This is a genomic window from Paenibacillus sp. FSL H7-689, assembly GCF_000517905.1.
Taxonomy (GTDB): domain Bacteria; phylum Bacillota; class Bacilli; order Paenibacillales; family Paenibacillaceae; genus Paenibacillus; species Paenibacillus amylolyticus.
In genome coordinates this window covers 290586-308506 of the sequence record NZ_ASPU01000054.1, presented here as the reverse complement: position 1 = coordinate 308506, position 17921 = coordinate 290586, and the positions used below count along the sequence as shown (strand labels likewise).

18 protein-coding genes and 3 tRNA genes are annotated in these 17921 nt (G+C 45.7%); 18 read left to right on the top strand and 3 right to left on the bottom strand.

What is annotated here, in order from left to right; all coding sequences use genetic code 11:
* Positions 1-151 precede the first annotated feature (151 nt).
* The 14 genes from C170_RS23860 to C170_RS23810 all read left to right on the top strand — a co-directional run bounded on the left by C170_RS23860 (position 152) and on the right by C170_RS23810 (position 12280).
* Positions 152-1099: an ABC transporter ATP-binding protein gene (locus tag C170_RS23860; RefSeq protein WP_081746034.1), complete on the top strand. Its 948-nt coding sequence runs from the start codon at positions 152-154 to the stop codon at positions 1097-1099.
* Entirely contained in the window at positions 1062-2171 is a 1110-nt protein-coding gene (locus C170_RS23855) for an efflux RND transporter periplasmic adaptor subunit (RefSeq protein ID WP_036614803.1), read from the top strand. The genes C170_RS23860 and C170_RS23855 overlap by 38 nt, the downstream gene beginning before the upstream one ends.
* Complete coding sequence (locus C170_RS23850; protein ID WP_036614801.1) at positions 2171-5095, top strand: ABC transporter permease; 2925 nt, start codon at positions 2171-2173, stop codon at positions 5093-5095. Before C170_RS23855 ends, C170_RS23850 begins: the two co-directional genes overlap by 1 nt.
* 2 nt (positions 5096-5097) lie before the next feature.
* Entirely contained in the window at positions 5098-5961 is an 864-nt protein-coding gene (locus tag C170_RS23845; RefSeq protein WP_036614799.1) for an ABC transporter ATP-binding protein, read from the top strand.
* 20 nt (positions 5962-5981) lie between these two features.
* The gene (locus C170_RS23840; protein ID WP_036614797.1) at positions 5982-7433 is read left to right on the top strand and encodes an ABC transporter substrate-binding protein; all 1452 of its coding nucleotides are present in this window, start codon (positions 5982-5984) and stop codon (positions 7431-7433) included.
* 106 nt (positions 7434-7539) lie between these two features.
* Positions 7540-7731 (top strand): hypothetical protein, encoded by a 192-nt coding sequence (locus C170_RS30925; RefSeq protein WP_047843730.1) that lies wholly within the window; start codon positions 7540-7542, stop codon positions 7729-7731.
* A gap of 71 nt (positions 7732-7802) precedes the next feature.
* Positions 7803-7876, top strand: a tRNA-Met gene (locus C170_RS23835).
* Positions 7877-7932: 56 nt separating this feature from the next.
* Positions 7933-8006: transfer RNA gene (locus C170_RS23830), tRNA-Ile, on the top strand.
* A gap of 182 nt (positions 8007-8188) precedes the next feature.
* Entirely contained in the window at positions 8189-8611 is a 423-nt protein-coding gene (locus C170_RS23825; RefSeq protein ID WP_036614795.1) for a hypothetical protein, read from the top strand.
* Positions 8612-8847: 236 nt separating this feature from the next.
* The gene (locus C170_RS23820; RefSeq protein ID WP_036614792.1) at positions 8848-10404 is read left to right on the top strand and encodes a hypothetical protein; all 1557 of its coding nucleotides are present in this window, start codon (positions 8848-8850) and stop codon (positions 10402-10404) included.
* A 138-nt stretch (positions 10405-10542) separates the two neighbouring features.
* A complete protein-coding gene (locus C170_RS30920) occupies positions 10543-10710 on the top strand; it encodes a hypothetical protein (protein WP_155985131.1) in 168 nt (55 codons plus the stop codon).
* A 176-nt stretch (positions 10711-10886) separates the two neighbouring features.
* Positions 10887-11561 carry a hypothetical protein gene (locus C170_RS23815; protein ID WP_036614788.1) on the top strand — a complete coding sequence of 225 codons (675 nt, stop codon included), beginning with the start codon at positions 10887-10889 and terminating at the stop codon, positions 11559-11561.
* Between the two features lie 116 nt (positions 11562-11677).
* On the top strand, positions 11678-11791 hold the full coding sequence (locus C170_RS30560) for a YjcZ family sporulation protein (RefSeq protein WP_081746033.1): 114 nt from the start codon (positions 11678-11680) through the stop codon (positions 11789-11791).
* 159 nt (positions 11792-11950) lie between these two features.
* Positions 11951-12280, top strand: coding sequence for a DUF1904 family protein (locus C170_RS23810; RefSeq protein ID WP_036614785.1), 330 nt, complete (start codon positions 11951-11953; stop codon positions 12278-12280).
* 41 nt (positions 12281-12321) lie between these two features.
* Here C170_RS23810 and C170_RS23805 read toward each other — a convergent pair whose 3' ends face one another.
* Both C170_RS23805 and C170_RS31615 read right to left on the bottom strand, forming a co-directional pair.
* Positions 12322-13545 carry an MFS transporter gene (locus tag C170_RS23805; RefSeq protein ID WP_036614782.1) on the bottom strand — a complete coding sequence of 408 codons (1224 nt, stop codon included), beginning with the start codon at positions 13543-13545 and terminating at the stop codon, positions 12322-12324.
* Positions 13546-13685: 140 nt separating this feature from the next.
* Positions 13686-13874, bottom strand: coding sequence for a DUF6199 family natural product biosynthesis protein (locus tag C170_RS31615; RefSeq protein WP_051447369.1), 189 nt, complete (start codon positions 13872-13874; stop codon positions 13686-13688).
* Positions 13875-14187: 313 nt separating this feature from the next.
* Here C170_RS31615 and C170_RS23795 point away from each other — a divergent pair, with 313 nt between their 5' ends.
* Both C170_RS23795 and C170_RS23790 read left to right on the top strand, forming a co-directional pair.
* Positions 14188-15336: a sensor histidine kinase gene (locus C170_RS23795; protein WP_051447368.1), complete on the top strand. Its 1149-nt coding sequence runs from the start codon at positions 14188-14190 to the stop codon at positions 15334-15336.
* Positions 15337-15445: 109 nt separating this feature from the next.
* Positions 15446-15928 carry a NucA/NucB deoxyribonuclease domain-containing protein gene (locus tag C170_RS23790; RefSeq protein ID WP_047843725.1) on the top strand — a complete coding sequence of 161 codons (483 nt, stop codon included), beginning with the start codon at positions 15446-15448 and terminating at the stop codon, positions 15926-15928.
* A 194-nt stretch (positions 15929-16122) separates the two neighbouring features.
* Here the strand turns inward: C170_RS23790 and C170_RS23785 are convergent, their stop codons facing one another.
* Positions 16123-16347, bottom strand: a complete 225-nt coding sequence (locus C170_RS23785) for a hypothetical protein (protein WP_036614778.1) — start codon at positions 16345-16347, stop codon at positions 16123-16125.
* A 207-nt stretch (positions 16348-16554) separates the two neighbouring features.
* On the opposite strand from C170_RS23785, the gene C170_RS23780 reads away from it, so the two are divergent.
* Positions 16555-17004, top strand: a complete 450-nt coding sequence (locus C170_RS23780; RefSeq protein ID WP_036614776.1) for a general stress protein — start codon at positions 16555-16557, stop codon at positions 17002-17004.
* Between the two features lie 464 nt (positions 17005-17468).
* Positions 17469-17554: transfer RNA gene (locus C170_RS23775), tRNA-Leu, on the top strand.
* The last annotated feature ends 367 nt before the right edge of the window (positions 17555-17921 follow it).

Genomic DNA, 17921 nt, shown 5'->3' with positions numbered 1-17921 from the left:
TGTTTGTTCATCAAAATATTAACTTTTTCTCTCTACCGTTGTAAAAAGCTTGTAACTTTTAGTTGTGATCGGTCGTTTATAATTCAGTGTAGGATGGAACAGATTTCTAATTTTAGGTTTTTTGAAGAAATGAACGGGATTTCAAGAAAGGATGAGCGTGATTGCTGGCATGAAGAATTTATTTCTCAGAAAAAGACCTGCCAAGAGCCAGTCAGGCGATGAACATCAACAGGGGGAAACACCGTTGGAGGCATCGACGGAGTCGGGGGAAAATACATACAACAATGAACACGATTACCCGACGAGTAAACCTCCGTTACCTGAAAGTGAAATCGCTTCAGATGAAGTGGCTGCAGCTGCTGTCATCACTGTTGATGAACCCCAGAAGAAGATCAAACCAAAGAAGGATATGCTGCCTCCATATGATGGACCTGTACTGGAGGTGCGTAACGTGCATCGCAGTTTCCAGACAGGCAGTCGCATTATCCATGTGCTCAAAGGCATTGATATGGAAGTGAATCCGCAACAACTGGTCATGCTGAAGGGGCGATCGGGCTCAGGCAAAACAACACTACTGAATATGCTCGGTGGACTGGATCAGCCTTCAAGTGGAGACATTCTGTTCTCTGGTCAGCCTCTTCAGGATTGGGGAGACCGGCGGCGGACCGCTTTGCGGCGCAAAGAGATCGGTTTTATTTTCCAGGCATATGCACTCATGCCCTTATTATCTGCTTGGGAAAATGTAGAACTGTCGCTGCGCATGGCGGACGTTCCGCGAGCGGAGTGGAAGGACAGGGTTGGTCACTGTCTGGATCTGGTTGGACTATCCAAACGGGTGAAGCACCGACCTTTCGAGATGTCCGGGGGAGAGCAGCAGCGGGTGGCTATAGCCAAGGCGATTGCCCATAGACCCAGATTGTTGCTTGCGGATGAACCTACAGCTGAACTGGATTCCAAGATGGGCGCTCAGGTCATGGCCGTATTCCGCAATATTATTGAAGTAGAACAAGTAACAATATGTATGACTACACACGATCCTACAATTTTGGAGGTTGCGGACCATGTTTATGAAATGGCGGACGGCAGATTTATCAAGTAAAGGGGCCGCTCCGAAGAGGGGGAAACGCGCAGCGATTATTGTACTCGGTGCGATAATGGTTGCAACGATGTCCGGCTGCTCATTGCTGCCGTCAGAAACAGAGGAAGAAGTGCTTCCGCCTATTACACCACCAACGATCTCCAAGAAACCGGAATATGAAGTCCGGACGGAAACGTTGGAGAAAAAAGTAAGTGGCAGCGGCAAGATGATGAGTCAGCGGGAAGAGAAGGTGTACTTCACGCTTGATGGCATGCATGTCAAAGAGTTAAATGTTAAACCAGGGGATAAAGTGAAAAAGGGTCAACTTCTTGCTGTCCTCGATGTGGAGAGTGTAGAAAAGGAGATCCGTGGCAAGAAACTGGCTATTCGCAAATCCGAAGTTCAAATGAAGGAAACACTCCGCAAGAAGGATGAGATGGACCCGGTAGAGTTCGAAGAATCAACGATTGCGTTTGAAGAACTACGCCAGGAACTCGCTGATCTGGAGGAACAACTGGGCAAAGCCACGTTGACCGCTCCGTTTGGCGGCACCGTTATTGCAGTGCAGGTAGAGAAGGGTGCAACCGTGAAAGCGTATGATCCGATTGCTACGATTGCGGATACATCGAATCTGGTTGTGGCAGCTACCTTTGCCAAGGAAGATCTGGAGAAGTTCTCGGCCGGTATGAAGGCAGAAGTAGATATTAATGGAGCTGGTAAAGTCGCTGGCAAAATTAAAGTTATGCCTATCGCGGAAGCATCGGGAAGCGGCAGTGGCGAAGGGACGGGTGAAGGCGGTACGCCTCCAACCAAGGAAACGCTGGATAAGTATGTCATCGTTACACTTGCAAAAATGCCAAAAGGCGTCGAACGTGGCACACCACTATCGGTCTCGATTGTAACGCAGCGTACCGAGAACGCAATTGTGATTCCTGTATCCGCTTTACGCTCCATCGGTTCAAGAACGTATGTACAAGTGGTGGAGAGTGATGGCAGCAAGCGTGAAGTGGACGTTGAAGTTGGACAGCAGACATCGACAGATGTCGAGATTCTGAAAGGTCTGACCGTAGGTCAGAAAGTAGTGGGACGCTAATGGGGCTGCCATTGCTTCGGCTGCTGTTCCGCAAAATGTGGAACACGCGCTGGATGACCTTCAGCACACTGATCGGATTGATTGTGGCGGTAGCGTTCACCGTCAGTATTCCAATGTATGCCGATGGTGCGTTGAAACGGGTCGTCGCGCAAACGCTGCAGGATAACAGTGAAGGGTTGCCAGCCGGTTCGTTGCTGATGAGTTATCAGGCACCTGGTGGCGTGAAGACAGACACACGGGGTCTGGATGAAGTAGATCGTTATATTCGTGAGGATGTCCCTCGCGACATAGGGTTTCCTTTTCATACTTATGTGAATTCGAGATCCATTCGCAGCACAGAAGTGAGCCCGGAAGATCCAACCAAAGTGGATGCCAGCAGGGCGCGCAGTATGAGTCTGGGCACGATGAGTGGACTGGATGCACAGGTGAATTACTCTGCCGGGGTGAAACCTGGAAACCAGGTCAAAGATGACACGATCGAGGCAGTCATGTTGGAAGAGGGTATGTACCGTAACGACCTGCATATCGGCGATATTCTGGAATATCCGGTGTATAGCGGTCTTGATATCACGTTACGTGTAAAGATTACGGGGTCCTTCAAGGCAGATGATCCAAACAGCCCTTACTGGGTACAAGGATTTGACGGCATGATGAATGGACTATATGTGGATGAATCGGTTTTTAATGATGTTTTACTGAAGGAAAAAGGGATTCCACTTCAAAATTCACGTTGGTATTATGCCTTTGATCTGAAAGAAATTCAAACCAGCCAGTTATCAGGTCTGACTTCCATGCTGGAAAGGCTGGATATCGATCTGTACCAGCGGCTGAAAGATACAAAAGTGGACATCACCTTTGGTGATCTGCTCAAGCAGTTCCGCAGTCAGAGTCTGCAACTGCAGACGATGTTGTTTACCTTGGCAGCACCGATGATTGCGATGGTCTTTTATTTTATTGCGATGAACGCCAGACAGTCATTACAGAAGCAAGAGAGTGATATTGCGGTATTGCGCAGTCGTGGAGCTTCAGCTCGGCAGATCTTCTCTCTCTACTTGCTTGAAGGTATATTCCTGGGCGCTATTGCGCTGGTTATTGGGCCGTTGCTTGGTTGGTTTATGGCCAAGAGTATTGGTTCAGCAAGTGGCTTTCTCTCGTTCGTAGATCGGAAGTCTATTCCGATCGGTGTTTCAAAAGAAGCTATTCTCCTGGGCGTAGCAGCGGTCCTTGTAGCGATCATCGCATCACTTATCCCTGCGATAACCTATGCACGGGCAACCATTGTATCTGCCAAACGGCGGCAAGCACGAACAGACCGTGCTCCAGTATGGCAGCGCTGGTTCCTGGACGTTGTGTTGTTGGGTCTGGCTGGATATGGATACTACCTGTTCTATGAACGTCAGATGTTGACCTTCCAGACCGGAATGACAACCGATCAGTTGCAGGTACAGCCGTTTCTATTCTTTGTACCCGCACTCGCGATCTTTGCGCTTGGACTATTCTTCCTGCGCTTGTTCCCGTGGATATTAAAGCTTATTCAGTTGATCGGTCGCAAGTTTCTCCCGGTCCCGTTGTATCTGACATTAACGCAGTTATCGCGTTCATCTTCTTCATATTATCCGCTGATGATCCTCCTTGTACTGACACTGGGACTTGGGGTGTACAACTCGGCTGCAGCTCGGACGATTGATCTGAATTCCACTGAGCGTACCTTGTACCGTTATGGTTCTGATGTGATTATGCAGACTGTGTGGGAAGGAACACCTGAGGTTAAACCCGGTGGTTCCGGACAGAATGGCGGTACGGGTGGAGGTCAACAAGGTGGTGGCAATGGAGGAGGAGGTTCTGCTGGTGGTGGTTCCGGCGGAGGCAACGGCGGTGGAGGTGCTCCAGGTGGTGGTGGCGGCGGTTCTTCGCAGCCATCCAAAGTCATCTACTCTGAACCTCCATTCGAAGTGTTCCGCAGATTAGACGGGGTTGAACATGCAGCACGAGTGCTACAGACCAAGGGCAATATTATCGTCTCTGGTAAATCGGGCGGACAGGGGATGCTGGTCGGAATTGATAATGTAGACTTTGCTCAAGTGGCATGGTTCCGCAACGATCTGTTCCCGGCACATCCCTACAAGTACCTTGACTTGCTTGGTAAATATGAAGGGGCTGTATTGATCTCTTCCAAATTTGCTGACAAGTTCAAACTCAAAACTGGAGATCTCGTCTCCATGGGTGTACAGGGACAGGCGATTGAATTCGTGGTGTTTGGGATCATACCTTACTGGCCAGCCCAGTATCCGGATCAGATGCCATTTTTCGTGGCGAATCTGGATTATATCTATGATCAGGTGCCTTTGATTCCTTATGAGGTGTGGCTGAAAATGGAACCGGATGCCAAAGTGGCTCCACTAATGGAGAAACTTGCAGCAGAAGGCATTGAGTTATCATCTGTACGTGACGTACGTACCGAATTGGTATCTCAGGCTAAACATCCGTCAAGAGGTGGCGTATTCGGGATACTGAGCCTTGGATTCCTGGTATCGGTTATTATCTCGTTGATCGGATACGTGCTGTACTGGTTCTTCAACCTGTCCGGACGTGTTGTGCAGTTTGGTGTATTACGAGCCATGGGGTTATCACGCGCACAACTAAGCGGCATGCTGCTGCTGGAGCAGGTGTTCACAGCAGGTCTATCGATCCTGCTAGGTATTGGGATTGGTCAGGTATCCAGTCGTTTATTCCTGCCATTCCTGCAAACGACGGATAATGTCTCTGCTCAGGTACCTCCGTTCCGGATTGTGTTTGAACAGCAGGATATGTTGCAACTGTATGGGGTCACCGTAGTGATGCTGGTCATTGGTGCAACGATGTTGCTCTGGCAGATTCGCAGATTGCGGGTTCACCAGGCAGTCAAAATGGGAGAGGAGAGGTAAACGTGATCCAATGCGAAGGACTTGTCAAAATATTTAAATCCAGCGATGTGGAAGTCGTTGCCCTTCAGGGCCTCAACCTGACTGTCAATCAAGGTGAAATGATGGCGATCATCGGTAACAGCGGTAGCGGTAAATCCACGCTGCTGAATATTCTGGGCGGGCTTGATCGTCCTACGGCTGGTACGGCTGTTGTGGGAGACTGGGATCTGCTGAAGATGACAGATGCCCAATTGGTCGAATACAAACGTCATACGGTAGGTTTTATTTGGCAAAATAACGGTCGTAACTTGCTGCCTTATCTCACTGCACTGGAAAATGTGGAGACTCCCATGATTCTGGGAGGCAAGCGTGATCGTGCTTACGCGAAACAGTTGCTCGAATGGGTAGGCCTTAAGGATCGGATGCATAACAAATTGCATCAATTGTCAGGAGGAGAGCAACAACGGGTAGCGATTGCGATCTCATTATCCAATCGTCCCAAAATTCTGCTTGCAGATGAACCAACCGGTTCGGTCGATTCCGAGACATGTGATACAATCATGGGCATTTTTCGAAGAATGAACAAGGAACTCGGCGTTACGATTGTCATCGTTACCCATGACTTGACGCTTGCTGGCAAGGTGGACCGGATCGTTGCGATTCGGGACGGCTTGACCAGTACCGAGTTTGTGAAGCGCAACCCGAATCTGGATGATGAGCATAACTTGTCCGAGGCGGGTATGCCAGATATCCATGAAGCATTTGTCATTATAGATCGTGCAGGACGACTTCAGGTGCCAAAAGAGTATCTGGAGGCCTTATCCATTGATAACCGGGCGACATTGGAATTTGACGGTGAACGTATTGTCATTACACCGCCAAGATAATTAAGAGGGGGAACTGGGATATGAAGAACAGTATGTGGGGAAAACGTGTTTTAGCCGTCATGGCTACAGCAACGCTGGCAATGCCGCTGATTGCCGGCTGTACGGCAAGTGAGGCGAAGGATACGGAGCAGCGTGTATTGCGTGTGGCTACGATGTGGGGCGGACAGGATGACAGTTACTTCCGTCAGCAATTTACCGATGCTTTTGAACTGACACACCCCAATGTAACGATCGAGATTGTGGCTGCCGTTGATCAGAGCAGCATGTATGGGTACGGTAACACAGAAGAACAGCAGGAAGCTCCGGATACGATGGAAAGTCTGAAGAAGATTATGACTGGGGATAATCCGGTTGACGTCATCGTGGCTGATACCTCTACAGTCAAATCATTAATTCAGGAGAATCTGGTCAAACAGCTGGACCCATTGATGCAGGAAGACAAGTTTGATACCAGTGATATCGTGCCTAGTGTACTGGAGGGAATTAAGGACCTTGGGGACCAGAGCATCTATGCATTGACACCAACGTTCTCCTCATCGGCTCTGTTCTATAACAAGGGTATGTTTGAAAAAGCAGGCGTGGAACCGCCAACGGACAACATGACATGGGACGATATTTTCAATCTGGGTACCCGACTTACAAAAGGTGAAGGTAAAGATCATGTATTTGGTTTCTCCTTCACGACATATCAGGGTGGTCCGCCGTACTACTCCATGCAGCAGTACTACAGCTCGTTGCAGCTGAAGACGTTTGATGATAAAGCAGAGAAGATGACAGTAGATTCTCCTCAATGGGAGAAAGTGTGGAGCACCATCAGCAAACTTGCGATTGACAAAGTTATTCCTAAAGGCGACGAGCCACAGGATCAGAATCCGAGTGGGCGTTATGATCCGGTACAGGGTGACCTATTCCTGAGTGGCAAGTCAGCCATGGTTATTGGTGATTACAGCTATATTAATCAATTAATTGATGCTAATAAAAATGCGGATAAAATGAAAGACTTTACGAAAGTGGATTGGGATGTGGTAACACCTCCAGTTCACCCGGAAGCTCCTGAAATTGGAGGCAGCATCTACTTGAGCAACCTTATGGCGATTAATAGTGCGGCTCAGAACCCGGATGATGCGTGGGAACTGATCAAGTACATGAACAGTGAGGACTGGGCTAAGATTAAAGCACGCAGCAGCTATGAGATGGTATCACGGAAGAGCTTCATCAAGCCCAAAGACGGCCTGGATTATAACATTCAAGCATTCTATTCGCTGAAGCCGATTCCGCCAACAAATACCAATCTGGATAAAATGTATCAAAAATCCCCAGGTTTATGGCAAGTCAATGAAAAAGGTATGGAATATTTCAACCAAGTACTAGAGAACAAAAAGACACCAAAAGAAGCACTTGGTGAGTGGGCAGCTAAAGGAAACGAGATGCTGGAGAAATTGAAAAAGGATCCTAAAGCTACGTTTCAATGAGATTTGATGAAGTAGTCACATCATAAGTTAAGGATAGCCGCTGAAGATTTTAATCTTTGGCGGCTATTTTTATGAAAATGGGGTATTCTACAAAAAGCAGGAATAAATGACGACTCCGGAAAGGACGAGCGGTATGCACTGGGTATATTTCAGCAAGTTGTATGCAACCAAATTTCAGGCAGGATGTCTGGCCAAACGTATGGAGCAGGATGGATGGATTTACGGTCATAATGAACCAGCGGAAGTGGAAGTTTATCGATCACGTAAAGGACGTTACGGTGTACGTTTTATTCCCTGACATTACCCCTTGACTTATTGGGATAGAATGGTGTATATTAATTAAGTCGCTGTTTTAATATTTCTTACTGACGCGGGGTGGAGCAGCCCGGTAGCTCGTCGGGCTCATAACCCGAAGGCCGCAGGTTCAAATCCTGCCCCCGCAATTTAGTTTCATTTGGATGATTCACAGCCATCATCTGCACGTTATACATTATGTCTAGGGCCCTTAGCTCAGTTGGTTAGAGCGGTCGGCTCATAACCGATTGGTCACAGGTTCGAGTCCTGTAGGGCCCATACTCTTAAAACCCTTGCCTAGCAAGGGTTTTTTTCTGTCTACATGTAAGCTTTGGAGGAAAAAGTATCTTGTTAATGGTGTCTTTCTAGTATGCCCTTTTTTTCGAATCACGATGTATGTCCATGCCATATCTCAAATCTCGCATATACTACCTTATCCCAACCCATAGGAGGTAGATTTCATGAGTCAATTTCTTGATGCAAGAACATCTCAGAATGCGAGTTTGGCTAACTCTATTGCAATACCAATCCTGGTTATTAATACACCACAATTATTCGGTCAGATTGGTCTTCAAACAGCAGGAGCAGGGGCAAACCCACGGGTACAATTCAAAGGAACGGTGTCTGTGCAACTTCCTTTGGCACTCGTTGGTGTAACCATTACAATTGTTAGGGGGACTTTGGCTACGGACCCTGTGATCTATTCCGCAACGTCTACGTTTAGCTTGAGTGTCCTTGCACCTCAGATTATTACGTTCTCTGCAGATGACTTCAACCCGCCTATCACACCTCAATTGACGTACACTGCATTTATCAGTTCCAACTTGCTCGGTACGATCCGTGTAGGCCCTGAGAACTTTGATGGAGCTGTATATTCCGACTAATGTTGAGCGTCCTTGCCTAAGTAAACTAGATCAATAGTCTTCTTAATTGAAAGGCCTCAAGGACCTGCCCTAAAAAGCAGGTTTTTTTCCTGTTGAAGGGGAAAACTGAACTTCATCGAGTAGCTAGGGTTCTATGATATAATGCATTACAGAGATTGAATGGTATTGGACATCAAATAATACGTGAACATCTGAGAAACGTATGAAATTAGTGATAGAAAGCAGGTTTCCGTTTAATGACGTCAAATGAAAGTCAACGTTTTCGTTACAGTGAAGCTCCGGTATGGGATTGGCAGAGAGCTTATTATGAGCAGAAGGGGCTACAAGCTTGGACAGAGAACCAAGTCCCTCAATATATTACGAGTAATCCGATGATTGCCACGGCGTATGCAGAGATGATCTTTGGCTTTCTTCAGGACCTTTCGAACAAAGGAAAGATTAACGAGACCGTAACCATTCTTGAACTTGGAGCGGGTGTAGGGCGTTTGGCACATCAAGTTCTCCTGAAATTGCTTGAGTTAAAGGAATTTGCTGGAATACCTTTACCGCCTTTCAGATATGTGATGACGGATCTCGTAGCGGAGAATGTGCTGGGTTGGCAGGAGCATCCATCCATGCAATCCTTTATTCAACAAGGTATAGTGGATTTTGCACGTTTTGACGCTGTAGCGGATACGGAATTGAATCTGGTCGTTGCAGGCACGGTTATTCAGCCCGGTGATCTGAAACAACCGTTGTTGTTGATTGCTAATTACTTTTTTGACAGCATTCCACAGGAATTAATCTACATTGGGGATGGCGAGATCTATGAGTGTGATCTGCTTGTACAGTCTCCGGATCGTCGTCTTGATCTTGAGCCCGCTGAGATGCTGAAGAACATGACACTGAGTTATGAGTATCGCCGAGCGCCGGAATACAGTGCGGATAACTATCCATATCAGGAGCTTATTACATTGTACAAAGAGGAACTGGAGGATTCGCACATTCTTTTCCCTGCAATCGGGTTGTCCTGTCTCGAACGGTTGAACAAGCTGTCACAGTCAGGTTATGTGTTGATTACCGCTGATAAAGGGGATCATCGCCTGGATAACTGGAAGTTCGCAGAGCCACCAGAATTTGTTCTTCACGGGAGTTTTTCTCTAACGGCTAACTACCATGCCATTCAATATGTTCTTGAACAGCAGGGCGCTCATACACGATTCACAACACATCATTATAAAGATCTGAATGTTGGGTGTATGTTGATGGTGGACGAACCCATCAGTTATGTGAACACACGTCTGGCCTACCATCGATTTGTTGAACGTTTTGGCCCGGATGACTTTTTCAGCATGAAACAATGGGTAGACTCTCGAATAGAGAGTATGGAGTTAAAGCATATTTTACCGTTTTGGCGTCTGGGCGGGTATGATGCGGAGTTCTTGATTCACAGTGCTACCCACATTTCCAGTCTTCTTCCTGATGCAAGTGATGAGGAAATGCTCGATATTCAGTCTGGTATTCATACGATGTGGTCGTCCTACTATGTGATGGAGCAGCAAGGGGGTCTCGCATTTCTGGCAGGGCAGCTGTTATATGAGATGTACATGTATGAGGATGCAAAACGGTTTCTGGAGATATCATTGGTTGCAGATCCGAGTAACCATAATCCAGCCGTCTTATACGATTTGGCTGTGTGCTGTTATGAACTTGAACTGGAAGAAGAAACCCTGTCATATACGCATAAAGTATTGGCTCTGGAACCTGATCATGAAGAGGCAGCAGCGTTGCTCCAGAGTTTTGAATTGATCTGAACGGAACAATTTTAGTATGTCTCCTGTATGTAAAATGTTGGTTATGGTTGTATATAAAATTGAAACTTATTTGGGGTGTAATCGTATTAATGGAATATTCAACCAATCATCTGTTTAAACAGAAAAGGAGACAGAATTATGAAGAAAATGTTATCCGTTGCATTATATCCACTTGCTTGGGTGCTGGGGGCACTGAGTATCTTATCTGGAAATGAAAACAGTGTCCTATTGGTGAAAGATATCGCTACAGATCGAAGCTATGATGGGCAGGCTATATATGATAGTATTGAACGTAGAAATGCCTAACTACATATCATTCAACTGTAAAGGTAATTGTGTCGTCGAGCGATAACATGAAAATCAATTACTCTTGAAGCGAAGTACGATGAGCAGGAGTTCTGTTCTGGCCGTACAACCTTTAAGCCGGTTTCGTACCTTATTCAGGTATGAACCGGCTTTTATTTATGAATGGGGGATACCAGATGAAGATTATTATTGGACAACCGAGGCTGGAACAGGATTTGCTGCAGCTTGAAGCCGAACTCAAGCAACATCCTGATGCAGATGTAGTATTCTTTCCTGAAGGTTATCTGAACCAGAATGTCGAAGACGCTTGCCGCCTGGCGGCTGAAAATGGAACCATGATTGTATCAGGTCATCGCAGGTTGGACGAACGTCCAAAGGACCGATCAATTATCATCAGTAAGGCTGGAGAGATTGTATTGGAAAAAGCTAAATATACACCTGCTGAGAGGGTTGAGGAACAGGGTTGGGTAATAAGCACTTTGTTGTGTGATGAGCTGGTCTTGCAAGGATTTCGCAATGAGAATATAGGGAATGTGGACATTGTGATGCATTCCATTGGTGTGGGCATGTTCAGTGAAGAGCAGTACAGTGAGTGGGTAGAAGAGGCTCGGCAGATCGCCTTGAAGCATCAATGTATTGTCATGGGGACAAGCCATGCGGATGGTTCGTACCGTGATAGCGAGATCTCCATTCCAATCGCCTATTGCATAACACCTGATGGAGAGGTTGTTCTGGCATCCCGAAGTGATACACGTACTCGTACAATCCTTCTGGACAGAGGAAATACAGACCCTTTACCTCAGGAGTCACAAGAAAAACAACTGAAAATTTCCATAGCCCCATCCGGTTAAATCAACGGGTATGAATCCCGGATGAATGGGCTGTTGAACTTGCCGATTCGCCCGGTCACTTGCACGGAATACGCATATGTTATGGCATACCTTGAAATTCAAAGGAGGCCAATCAAATGAGTCAAGTTGGATACGGTTGTTGTAATACTGGTGGCGGATGGACTTCTACAAGTGCAATTCTTGTGCTGTTCATCCTGCTCGTGATCATCACAAAATCTTTCTGGCTGTAAGTCACGTGTAGAAACGTGCAAACAGTGGCTCCGCTGAGACTTCAGCGGGGCTTTTCCTGTTTATAAGAAACAACATATGCCATCCATGACATTTGACAACTGAAAACAATGTGCTTAAAATCACATAAGAGACTATTAACAGAGATTGAAGGGATAGCAATGCCGTTTATTCGCTTTAAAGGATTCACAGGTCCTCAGCTAGAGGAAGTTGTACCCCAAATTACAGAGCAGATGGCCCTAATTACTCATATTCCAAGGGAGAGAATGAAGGCAGAGCGTCATGATGTACAAGCGCTAACACCTTCTCCGGCTTCTATAGAGATTCTGATGTTTCAACGTGACCAGGAGATTCATAATCGGATTGCATCGTCGGTGCAAGCTATTTTGGAAGAAGCATATATGCCGGATGTGCACATTTTCTTCAATATATTGTCACCTACTTTGTATTATAAAAAAGGCAAGCCGCTTACAGATTATCGATTGGATTGAGATTGTGAGGGACGAGCAGAATGTTGCTCGTCTCTTTTGATTTACATATTTTTCGTATGTTTAGCAATGGGATGGTTTCTGTGAACTCTGCTCAACGATAATGAGCATATCGCAGATACAATAAACAAGGCTGCACCGATAAGGTATACCCACCGAACGCCCAGTTGATCGGCGACTAGACCAAAGATAACTATGGATACACTCATAACCGTGGATATCAGGACGCCATGGGTGGCGTATACCTTGGTTAGGGATTCGACAGGTACACTGTTCTGAAGCGCTGTCTGCTGAGCCACATCACGAATCTGATGAACTGGACCCATCAGTATGCATAACACCAGAGCGAGCCATGGCAGGTTGTTTAGACCATAAACGACGGTCAGAAGGCTGAAGAGAAGAGAACCCATGGTCATACTAGCGATTAGATGCTTCTGAATACGTTTGGCTAGTGCAAGAGCCAGGATACCTCCAAGCATGGTTCCAGCAGCGTAACTCGAGTTCATGAGTCCCCACCAACCTTCTCCTCGTCCCAGAGTTTCTTTTGCAAAGGCCAGCGTAACAGCTCCGATCCAGATGGAACCCGCAAGTGCTTGGGCAATGTCCATAAGCGTAATCAGCCGTAAGGATGGATTCTTCCAAAGTATACTCCAACCTTCCCTCAATACATTCCGCGATACAGCAGATTTCTGAGGTTGTTCTACATTCCGTGTGAGCGAGCCCATGGCAATCATGAAGATCAGAACGGCCCAGGACAGGCTTGTAGCTGCCCAGAAGGTCTGTGACGCCCCCCAGTTCATCACGGCGAATCCCGTCATGGTGTAACCGACAATGGTTACAGTCTGATTGGAGAAAGATAGTAGGCTATTTGCTTTTATAAGGTCTTCACCTTGAACCAATCGTGGCGTTAAAGTCTTCAGTAACGGAGTTTCCCATCCGTCCAAGAAGGATAGTACAATCACTCCGAGCAATAGAAGCGGCAGTTGTGAAATCAAGTGATTCAACGAAATGGCTATACAGGTCATGATTAATGTTTTGGCTATGGAAATGCTGATCAATAGTCTGGAGAATGGGAAACGGTTCACAAGTAATGGCAAAGTGAGACCGGCTATTATGCGTGCAATGATCTGAATAAGTGGAAACATTGCAGCAGAGAGTACCGATCCAGTGAGACCGTATATAAATGTAGTAATGACCATGATATATATGACATTAATAAGCGAGAGCAGCGTTTTGGCGGCCCAGTACGGATAAAATGCGATGTTCATGCCAATGATGTCCTTTCCGAAACGATATATCTATATTACGGGCATTGTCATCATTGCACCACAAACAAAGTTATCATTTTCCCGTCATTTCATCACAAAAAAACTGCCCAACAGGGCAGTCATCTTCTAATGCCTATAGTTCATGCCATAGCAAGTGTGAAGGCGATAAGCAACATCAGCAGGCTGGTTGTTCTGACCATAGTCATATAAGGCCTGCTGGGTTCGGCTTCGCCCCGGGAAATCCAGCCATAGCGCAGATACCAGCCGAATTTTGGGAAACAGAGATTGATGATACAGAGTACCATGAATATAAAAAAGAGGGTTCTCATACCCATCTTCCTTTCTCACTTACATAACGGATCTTATTTTAACGTTTGCGTCTGGTAAAAAAGACTACAATCAAAATAATAATGATGATAATTAACAGAAATTTCATGTATGTTCCTCCTGGTGAGTAGTTAGGTTATTGTGGAATGTTAGTTATCAACTATTACCCATAAACCACATGACTTGAATAACTATGTTACAATTAAAATATATTGATTTAATATCAACACATTCCGACTGGTTAGTTTTCTCTCCTTATAATGTACGATTGCAGAATATATAAACATTAATGTGTGTGAGATGAAGGAGGAAGGCATGAGCCAACATAATCAACTCTCATTACAATGGGAATTTATCATCTCGAAAGTGAAATCCTCCGTGACGGTGGTCGATGCTACCTTGCCTGAGCTTCCGCTCATGTATGTAAACGAACACTTTACCCAACTGACAGGATACACGTATGAAGAGTCTGTCGGACACAATTGCCGATTTTTGCAAGGGCAGGATACAGACCCGGAAACGATAATGCAGATTCGTGATGCAATAAAGAAACAACAATCCATTAAGATTGATATTTTAAATTATACAAAAAGTGGTCAGAAGTTCTGGAACGAACTGAATATTGATCCGATCTTTAATGAATCCGGAGAGTGTTTATATTTTGTAGGCATTCAATACGATATTTCAGAACGGAAGTATGCTGAACAGCAGTTGAAGTTTGCAACTTCCATGGCTGAGATGAACAGCAGAGGGCAATTGGAATTCATCGGCAAGCTGAATCACGAGCTTCGTACCCCGCTTAACGGCATTATGGGCATGATCGAACTTGCCAGTATGGGTGAAACTACGGATGAGCAGACAGAATATCTGGAGCTAGCACGTCAATCAGGTGAGGCGCTCCTTAACATTATTAACAATAGCCTGGATATGGCGAAACTGGGCAGAGGCAAAATGGATGTTGAAAACATTGAATTTCAGCCGTTGAAGCTGATCCAACAGATTGTGAAGACACATGAACCTGCGGCACGGAATAAACAAATTCGTTTGCTCTGTCATGCTGATCTGAATGTTCCTGATGTGCTTATCGGTGATCCGCTAAGACTTCGGCAGGTACTGGATAATTTGCTGAGTAATGCAATTAAGTTCACGGAACAAGGTGAAGTGCAGTTACAGGTGGATGTGAGGCAACAACTGATGGATACCGTTGTATTGGTATTCTCTGTGCGTGATACGGGAATTGGCATTCCTCAGCATCAGATCGAACAATTGTTTGATGCATTTACCCAGACCGACATCTCCCATGCGCGCCGATTTGGCGGAAGCGGTCTTGGTCTGACCATCTGCAAAGAACTGCTGGAACTGATGAATGGTCAGATTTCGGTGGAGAGTACAGAGGGGAAAGGTACACAGTTTGAGGTGACACTGCCCTTGCTGCGCCAACAGGCCATTCCCAATGTAGGATAATCAATCAAGCAGAACAGCCGGGCGGTCTCGGCTGTTTTTTTATTGTATTGGATTGTTTTACGAACGGGCGTTCTGTTATAATGCAAGTGTTGAATGGGGGAGACACAGCATGAGTAAGAGACGCACAAGAAGAAAACGTAAAGGTAAGCAAGGTTTCAAAAAGCAGGTTCTGACGCTGGTAGCAATGCTGCTGGTAGCCCTCTATGCCTGGGCTGGGGGCGAATGGCCCGAGGAGATACCTAATCCATTCGGTGGGACTAATAAGAGTGTAGACCATACCATTACGTTCCCTTCAGAGCGTTATCCCGAAACAGCCAAACATATTAAAGCTGCTATCAAGGCAGGGCATTCGGATGTATGCACCATTAATCGTAATGGAGCGGAAGGCAATCGGGATCTATCACTTAAGGGTGTTCCGGTCAAAAAAGGTAAGGATCGTGACGAGTGGCCCATGGCGATGTGTGCTGAGGGAGGAACAGGTGCAGATATCCAGTACATTACCCCGAAGGATAATCGTGGTGCAGGTTCATGGGTAGGGAATCAGTTAAGTACATATCCGGATGGAACACGAGTGAAGTTTGTAGTGAAGTAACAACAGGATATGGTTGGGCAGAAATAAGGATTGTAAGGCCTTTGTTGTGAGGTCAGTGGCAGCGTGGTACAGGATAATTAGAAGAGAAAAACCAGACGTGCATGCGTCTGGTTTTTTGGTATAAAGTGCTGGAATAAATAGATCTAGTTAACGTATCTATACGGGAACTGGAGTTTCTAGGATTACATAGCCGGTTAAACGAGTTGCATTCCACTTAAATGATGAGAACGGATGCTTAACAGACGCGTAACATGTTCCACCTCATCAAACGGTATCCACAGACTGCCGTGGACCGTACGTAAGGAGAGAATGGATGAATCAGCGGTGCGCTCGGGAAAACCGGTTACCGTCTGACCGCTTGTATTACGAACCATGATCTGTTGCTTGCGCCGGATGGCAATTTCTACCTCTTTTTTCATAAGTCATTGCTCCTGATTATGAGATGTTAAATCCATATGTCAATGTTTTCAATGGTTAATTTGTCTTCTTTATCTAGTCTATCAGAACTAGGTATAGATTTCCAGAAGAGAAATCAACATTCTTCTAGGTGATTTGTCTTAGCTGTGGACGAACCGTTTTTGAATGGGGATTAAGGGGTTATATTAGGGTAAAAGGAGGGGAACGGAATGACACAATTGATTATTGGGCTGGCCCGTACCGAGAACGAGGCTATAATTATGCTGAATAAGGTGAAAGAGGAAGGCGTCAAGGATAAAAATTTAGGAGCGGTGGCCAAGGAGCAGCTTAATCTGGAGCTGGTGAGCGAAAAGACGGGGCTACCCAAACCTTTGAAGGGTGCCGGAACAGATGGTGCCTTTGGCGCTCTGAAAGGCATATTGGCTGGTCTGGGGAAGCGAATGGATCAGACGATGTCGATCGGAAATGCAGTGCGTAGACTCGCTGGTAATGAGATTGGGAGTGAGACCGATGATTTGGTGCTTACACTGACTGAAGCGGGGATCTCGGAGGAGGATGCGCGGTATTACGAAGATTGGCTGTTAAAGGACCATATCTTGGTTATCGTGGAGTGCAGTGAGGAAGAAGCGGCTCGTGTTCGACCTATTTTACTTTTTTAGTTTAATTTAAGGCTGATTTTAGGTTTCTTTAATGTTGGGGAGGTATTCTTATCTCACACCTCCCTTAATATAGATTGGTTTACCGGAAGTCCGGGACCGCAACTCGGACTTTCTAGGCACTGTGAGCTGACGCTTGCAGTGCCTGTTTCATTTTTTTAAGTTGAACTAAAGATTATTTACACTGACACTCCGATGACAGAATAACCTTCTAATCGCTGTTATCCCCAGATTTTTTCGATTCCCTCTTCTCAAGGGAAAATCCGGTGATAGCGTATGCTTCCGATGTAGCTTTCTTTCAGAAAGCTTTTAGGCGAACGATCCGCTCTTTCAGTTTTTTCTGTCCTCTCCGTTATCGGGTAAATCATTAGTTAAACTTATATAGTTGTATTATTTTTAATAAAAGTGTTGCAAAGTTAATTAGTTCATGGTAAGATATTTCTTGTCGCCAAGAAATACATAATCCTGCCGGGGTGGCGGAATTGGCAGACGCACAGGACTTAAAATCCTGCGGTAGGTGACTACCGTACCGGTTCGATCCCGGTCCTCGGCATCTTAAAAAGAAAGATCGTATGACGCTTGTTAACCAAGCTGCATGCGATCTTTTTTTGTGTTCTTTAATATCAATGTCACTTCATTGCAGACCACATCACCATGCAGCTCATAAACATAAACCCTGCATAATACATATCAGAAGGTACATTTATCTGACTTTTATGAAGAGACGGAACAATGGTGTATACTATCTGTAGGCATATATTACCTTTACCTTGCTGAACGATATAGGTTCAACTACACATGTACACGATAACGGAGAGGACACCTGTTGTTCTGTCATCGGAGTGCCCGTGTAAATAAACATATTTGAACTTATGTAGAGTCACAAAACCAATAAAACAATCTTATGGACGGAGGACTCA

Coding starts and splice junctions, on each gene's coding strand:
- C170_RS23780 (WP_036614776.1), top strand. CDS start 16,555: ATGACACAATTGATTATTGGGCTGGCCCGTACCGAGAACGAGGCTATA.
- C170_RS23785 (WP_036614778.1), bottom strand. CDS start 16,347: ATGAAAAAAGAGGTAGAAATTGCCATCCGGCGCAAGCAACAGATCATG.
- C170_RS23840 (WP_036614797.1), top strand. CDS start 5,982: ATGAAGAACAGTATGTGGGGAAAACGTGTTTTAGCCGTCATGGCTACA.
- C170_RS23855 (WP_036614803.1), top strand. CDS start 1,062: ATGTTTATGAAATGGCGGACGGCAGATTTATCAAGTAAAGGGGCCGCT.
- C170_RS30925 (WP_047843730.1), top strand. CDS start 7,540: ATGACGACTCCGGAAAGGACGAGCGGTATGCACTGGGTATATTTCAGC.
- C170_RS23795 (WP_051447368.1), top strand. CDS start 14,188: ATGAGCCAACATAATCAACTCTCATTACAATGGGAATTTATCATCTCG.
- C170_RS23805 (WP_036614782.1), bottom strand. CDS start 13,545: ATGAACATCGCATTTTATCCGTACTGGGCCGCCAAAACGCTGCTCTCG.
- C170_RS23810 (WP_036614785.1), top strand. CDS start 11,951: ATGCCGTTTATTCGCTTTAAAGGATTCACAGGTCCTCAGCTAGAGGAA.
- C170_RS31615 (WP_051447369.1), bottom strand. CDS start 13,874: ATGAGAACCCTCTTTTTTATATTCATGGTACTCTGTATCATCAATCTC.
- C170_RS30920 (WP_155985131.1), top strand. CDS start 10,543: ATGAAGAAAATGTTATCCGTTGCATTATATCCACTTGCTTGGGTGCTG.
- C170_RS23825 (WP_036614795.1), top strand. CDS start 8,189: ATGAGTCAATTTCTTGATGCAAGAACATCTCAGAATGCGAGTTTGGCT.
- C170_RS23860 (WP_081746034.1), top strand. CDS start 152: ATGAGCGTGATTGCTGGCATGAAGAATTTATTTCTCAGAAAAAGACCT.
- C170_RS23815 (WP_036614788.1), top strand. CDS start 10,887: ATGAAGATTATTATTGGACAACCGAGGCTGGAACAGGATTTGCTGCAG.
- C170_RS23790 (WP_047843725.1), top strand. CDS start 15,446: ATGAGTAAGAGACGCACAAGAAGAAAACGTAAAGGTAAGCAAGGTTTC.
- C170_RS30560 (WP_081746033.1), top strand. CDS start 11,678: ATGAGTCAAGTTGGATACGGTTGTTGTAATACTGGTGGCGGATGGACT.
- C170_RS23850 (WP_036614801.1), top strand. CDS start 2,171: ATGGGGCTGCCATTGCTTCGGCTGCTGTTCCGCAAAATGTGGAACACG.
- C170_RS23820 (WP_036614792.1), top strand. CDS start 8,848: ATGACGTCAAATGAAAGTCAACGTTTTCGTTACAGTGAAGCTCCGGTA.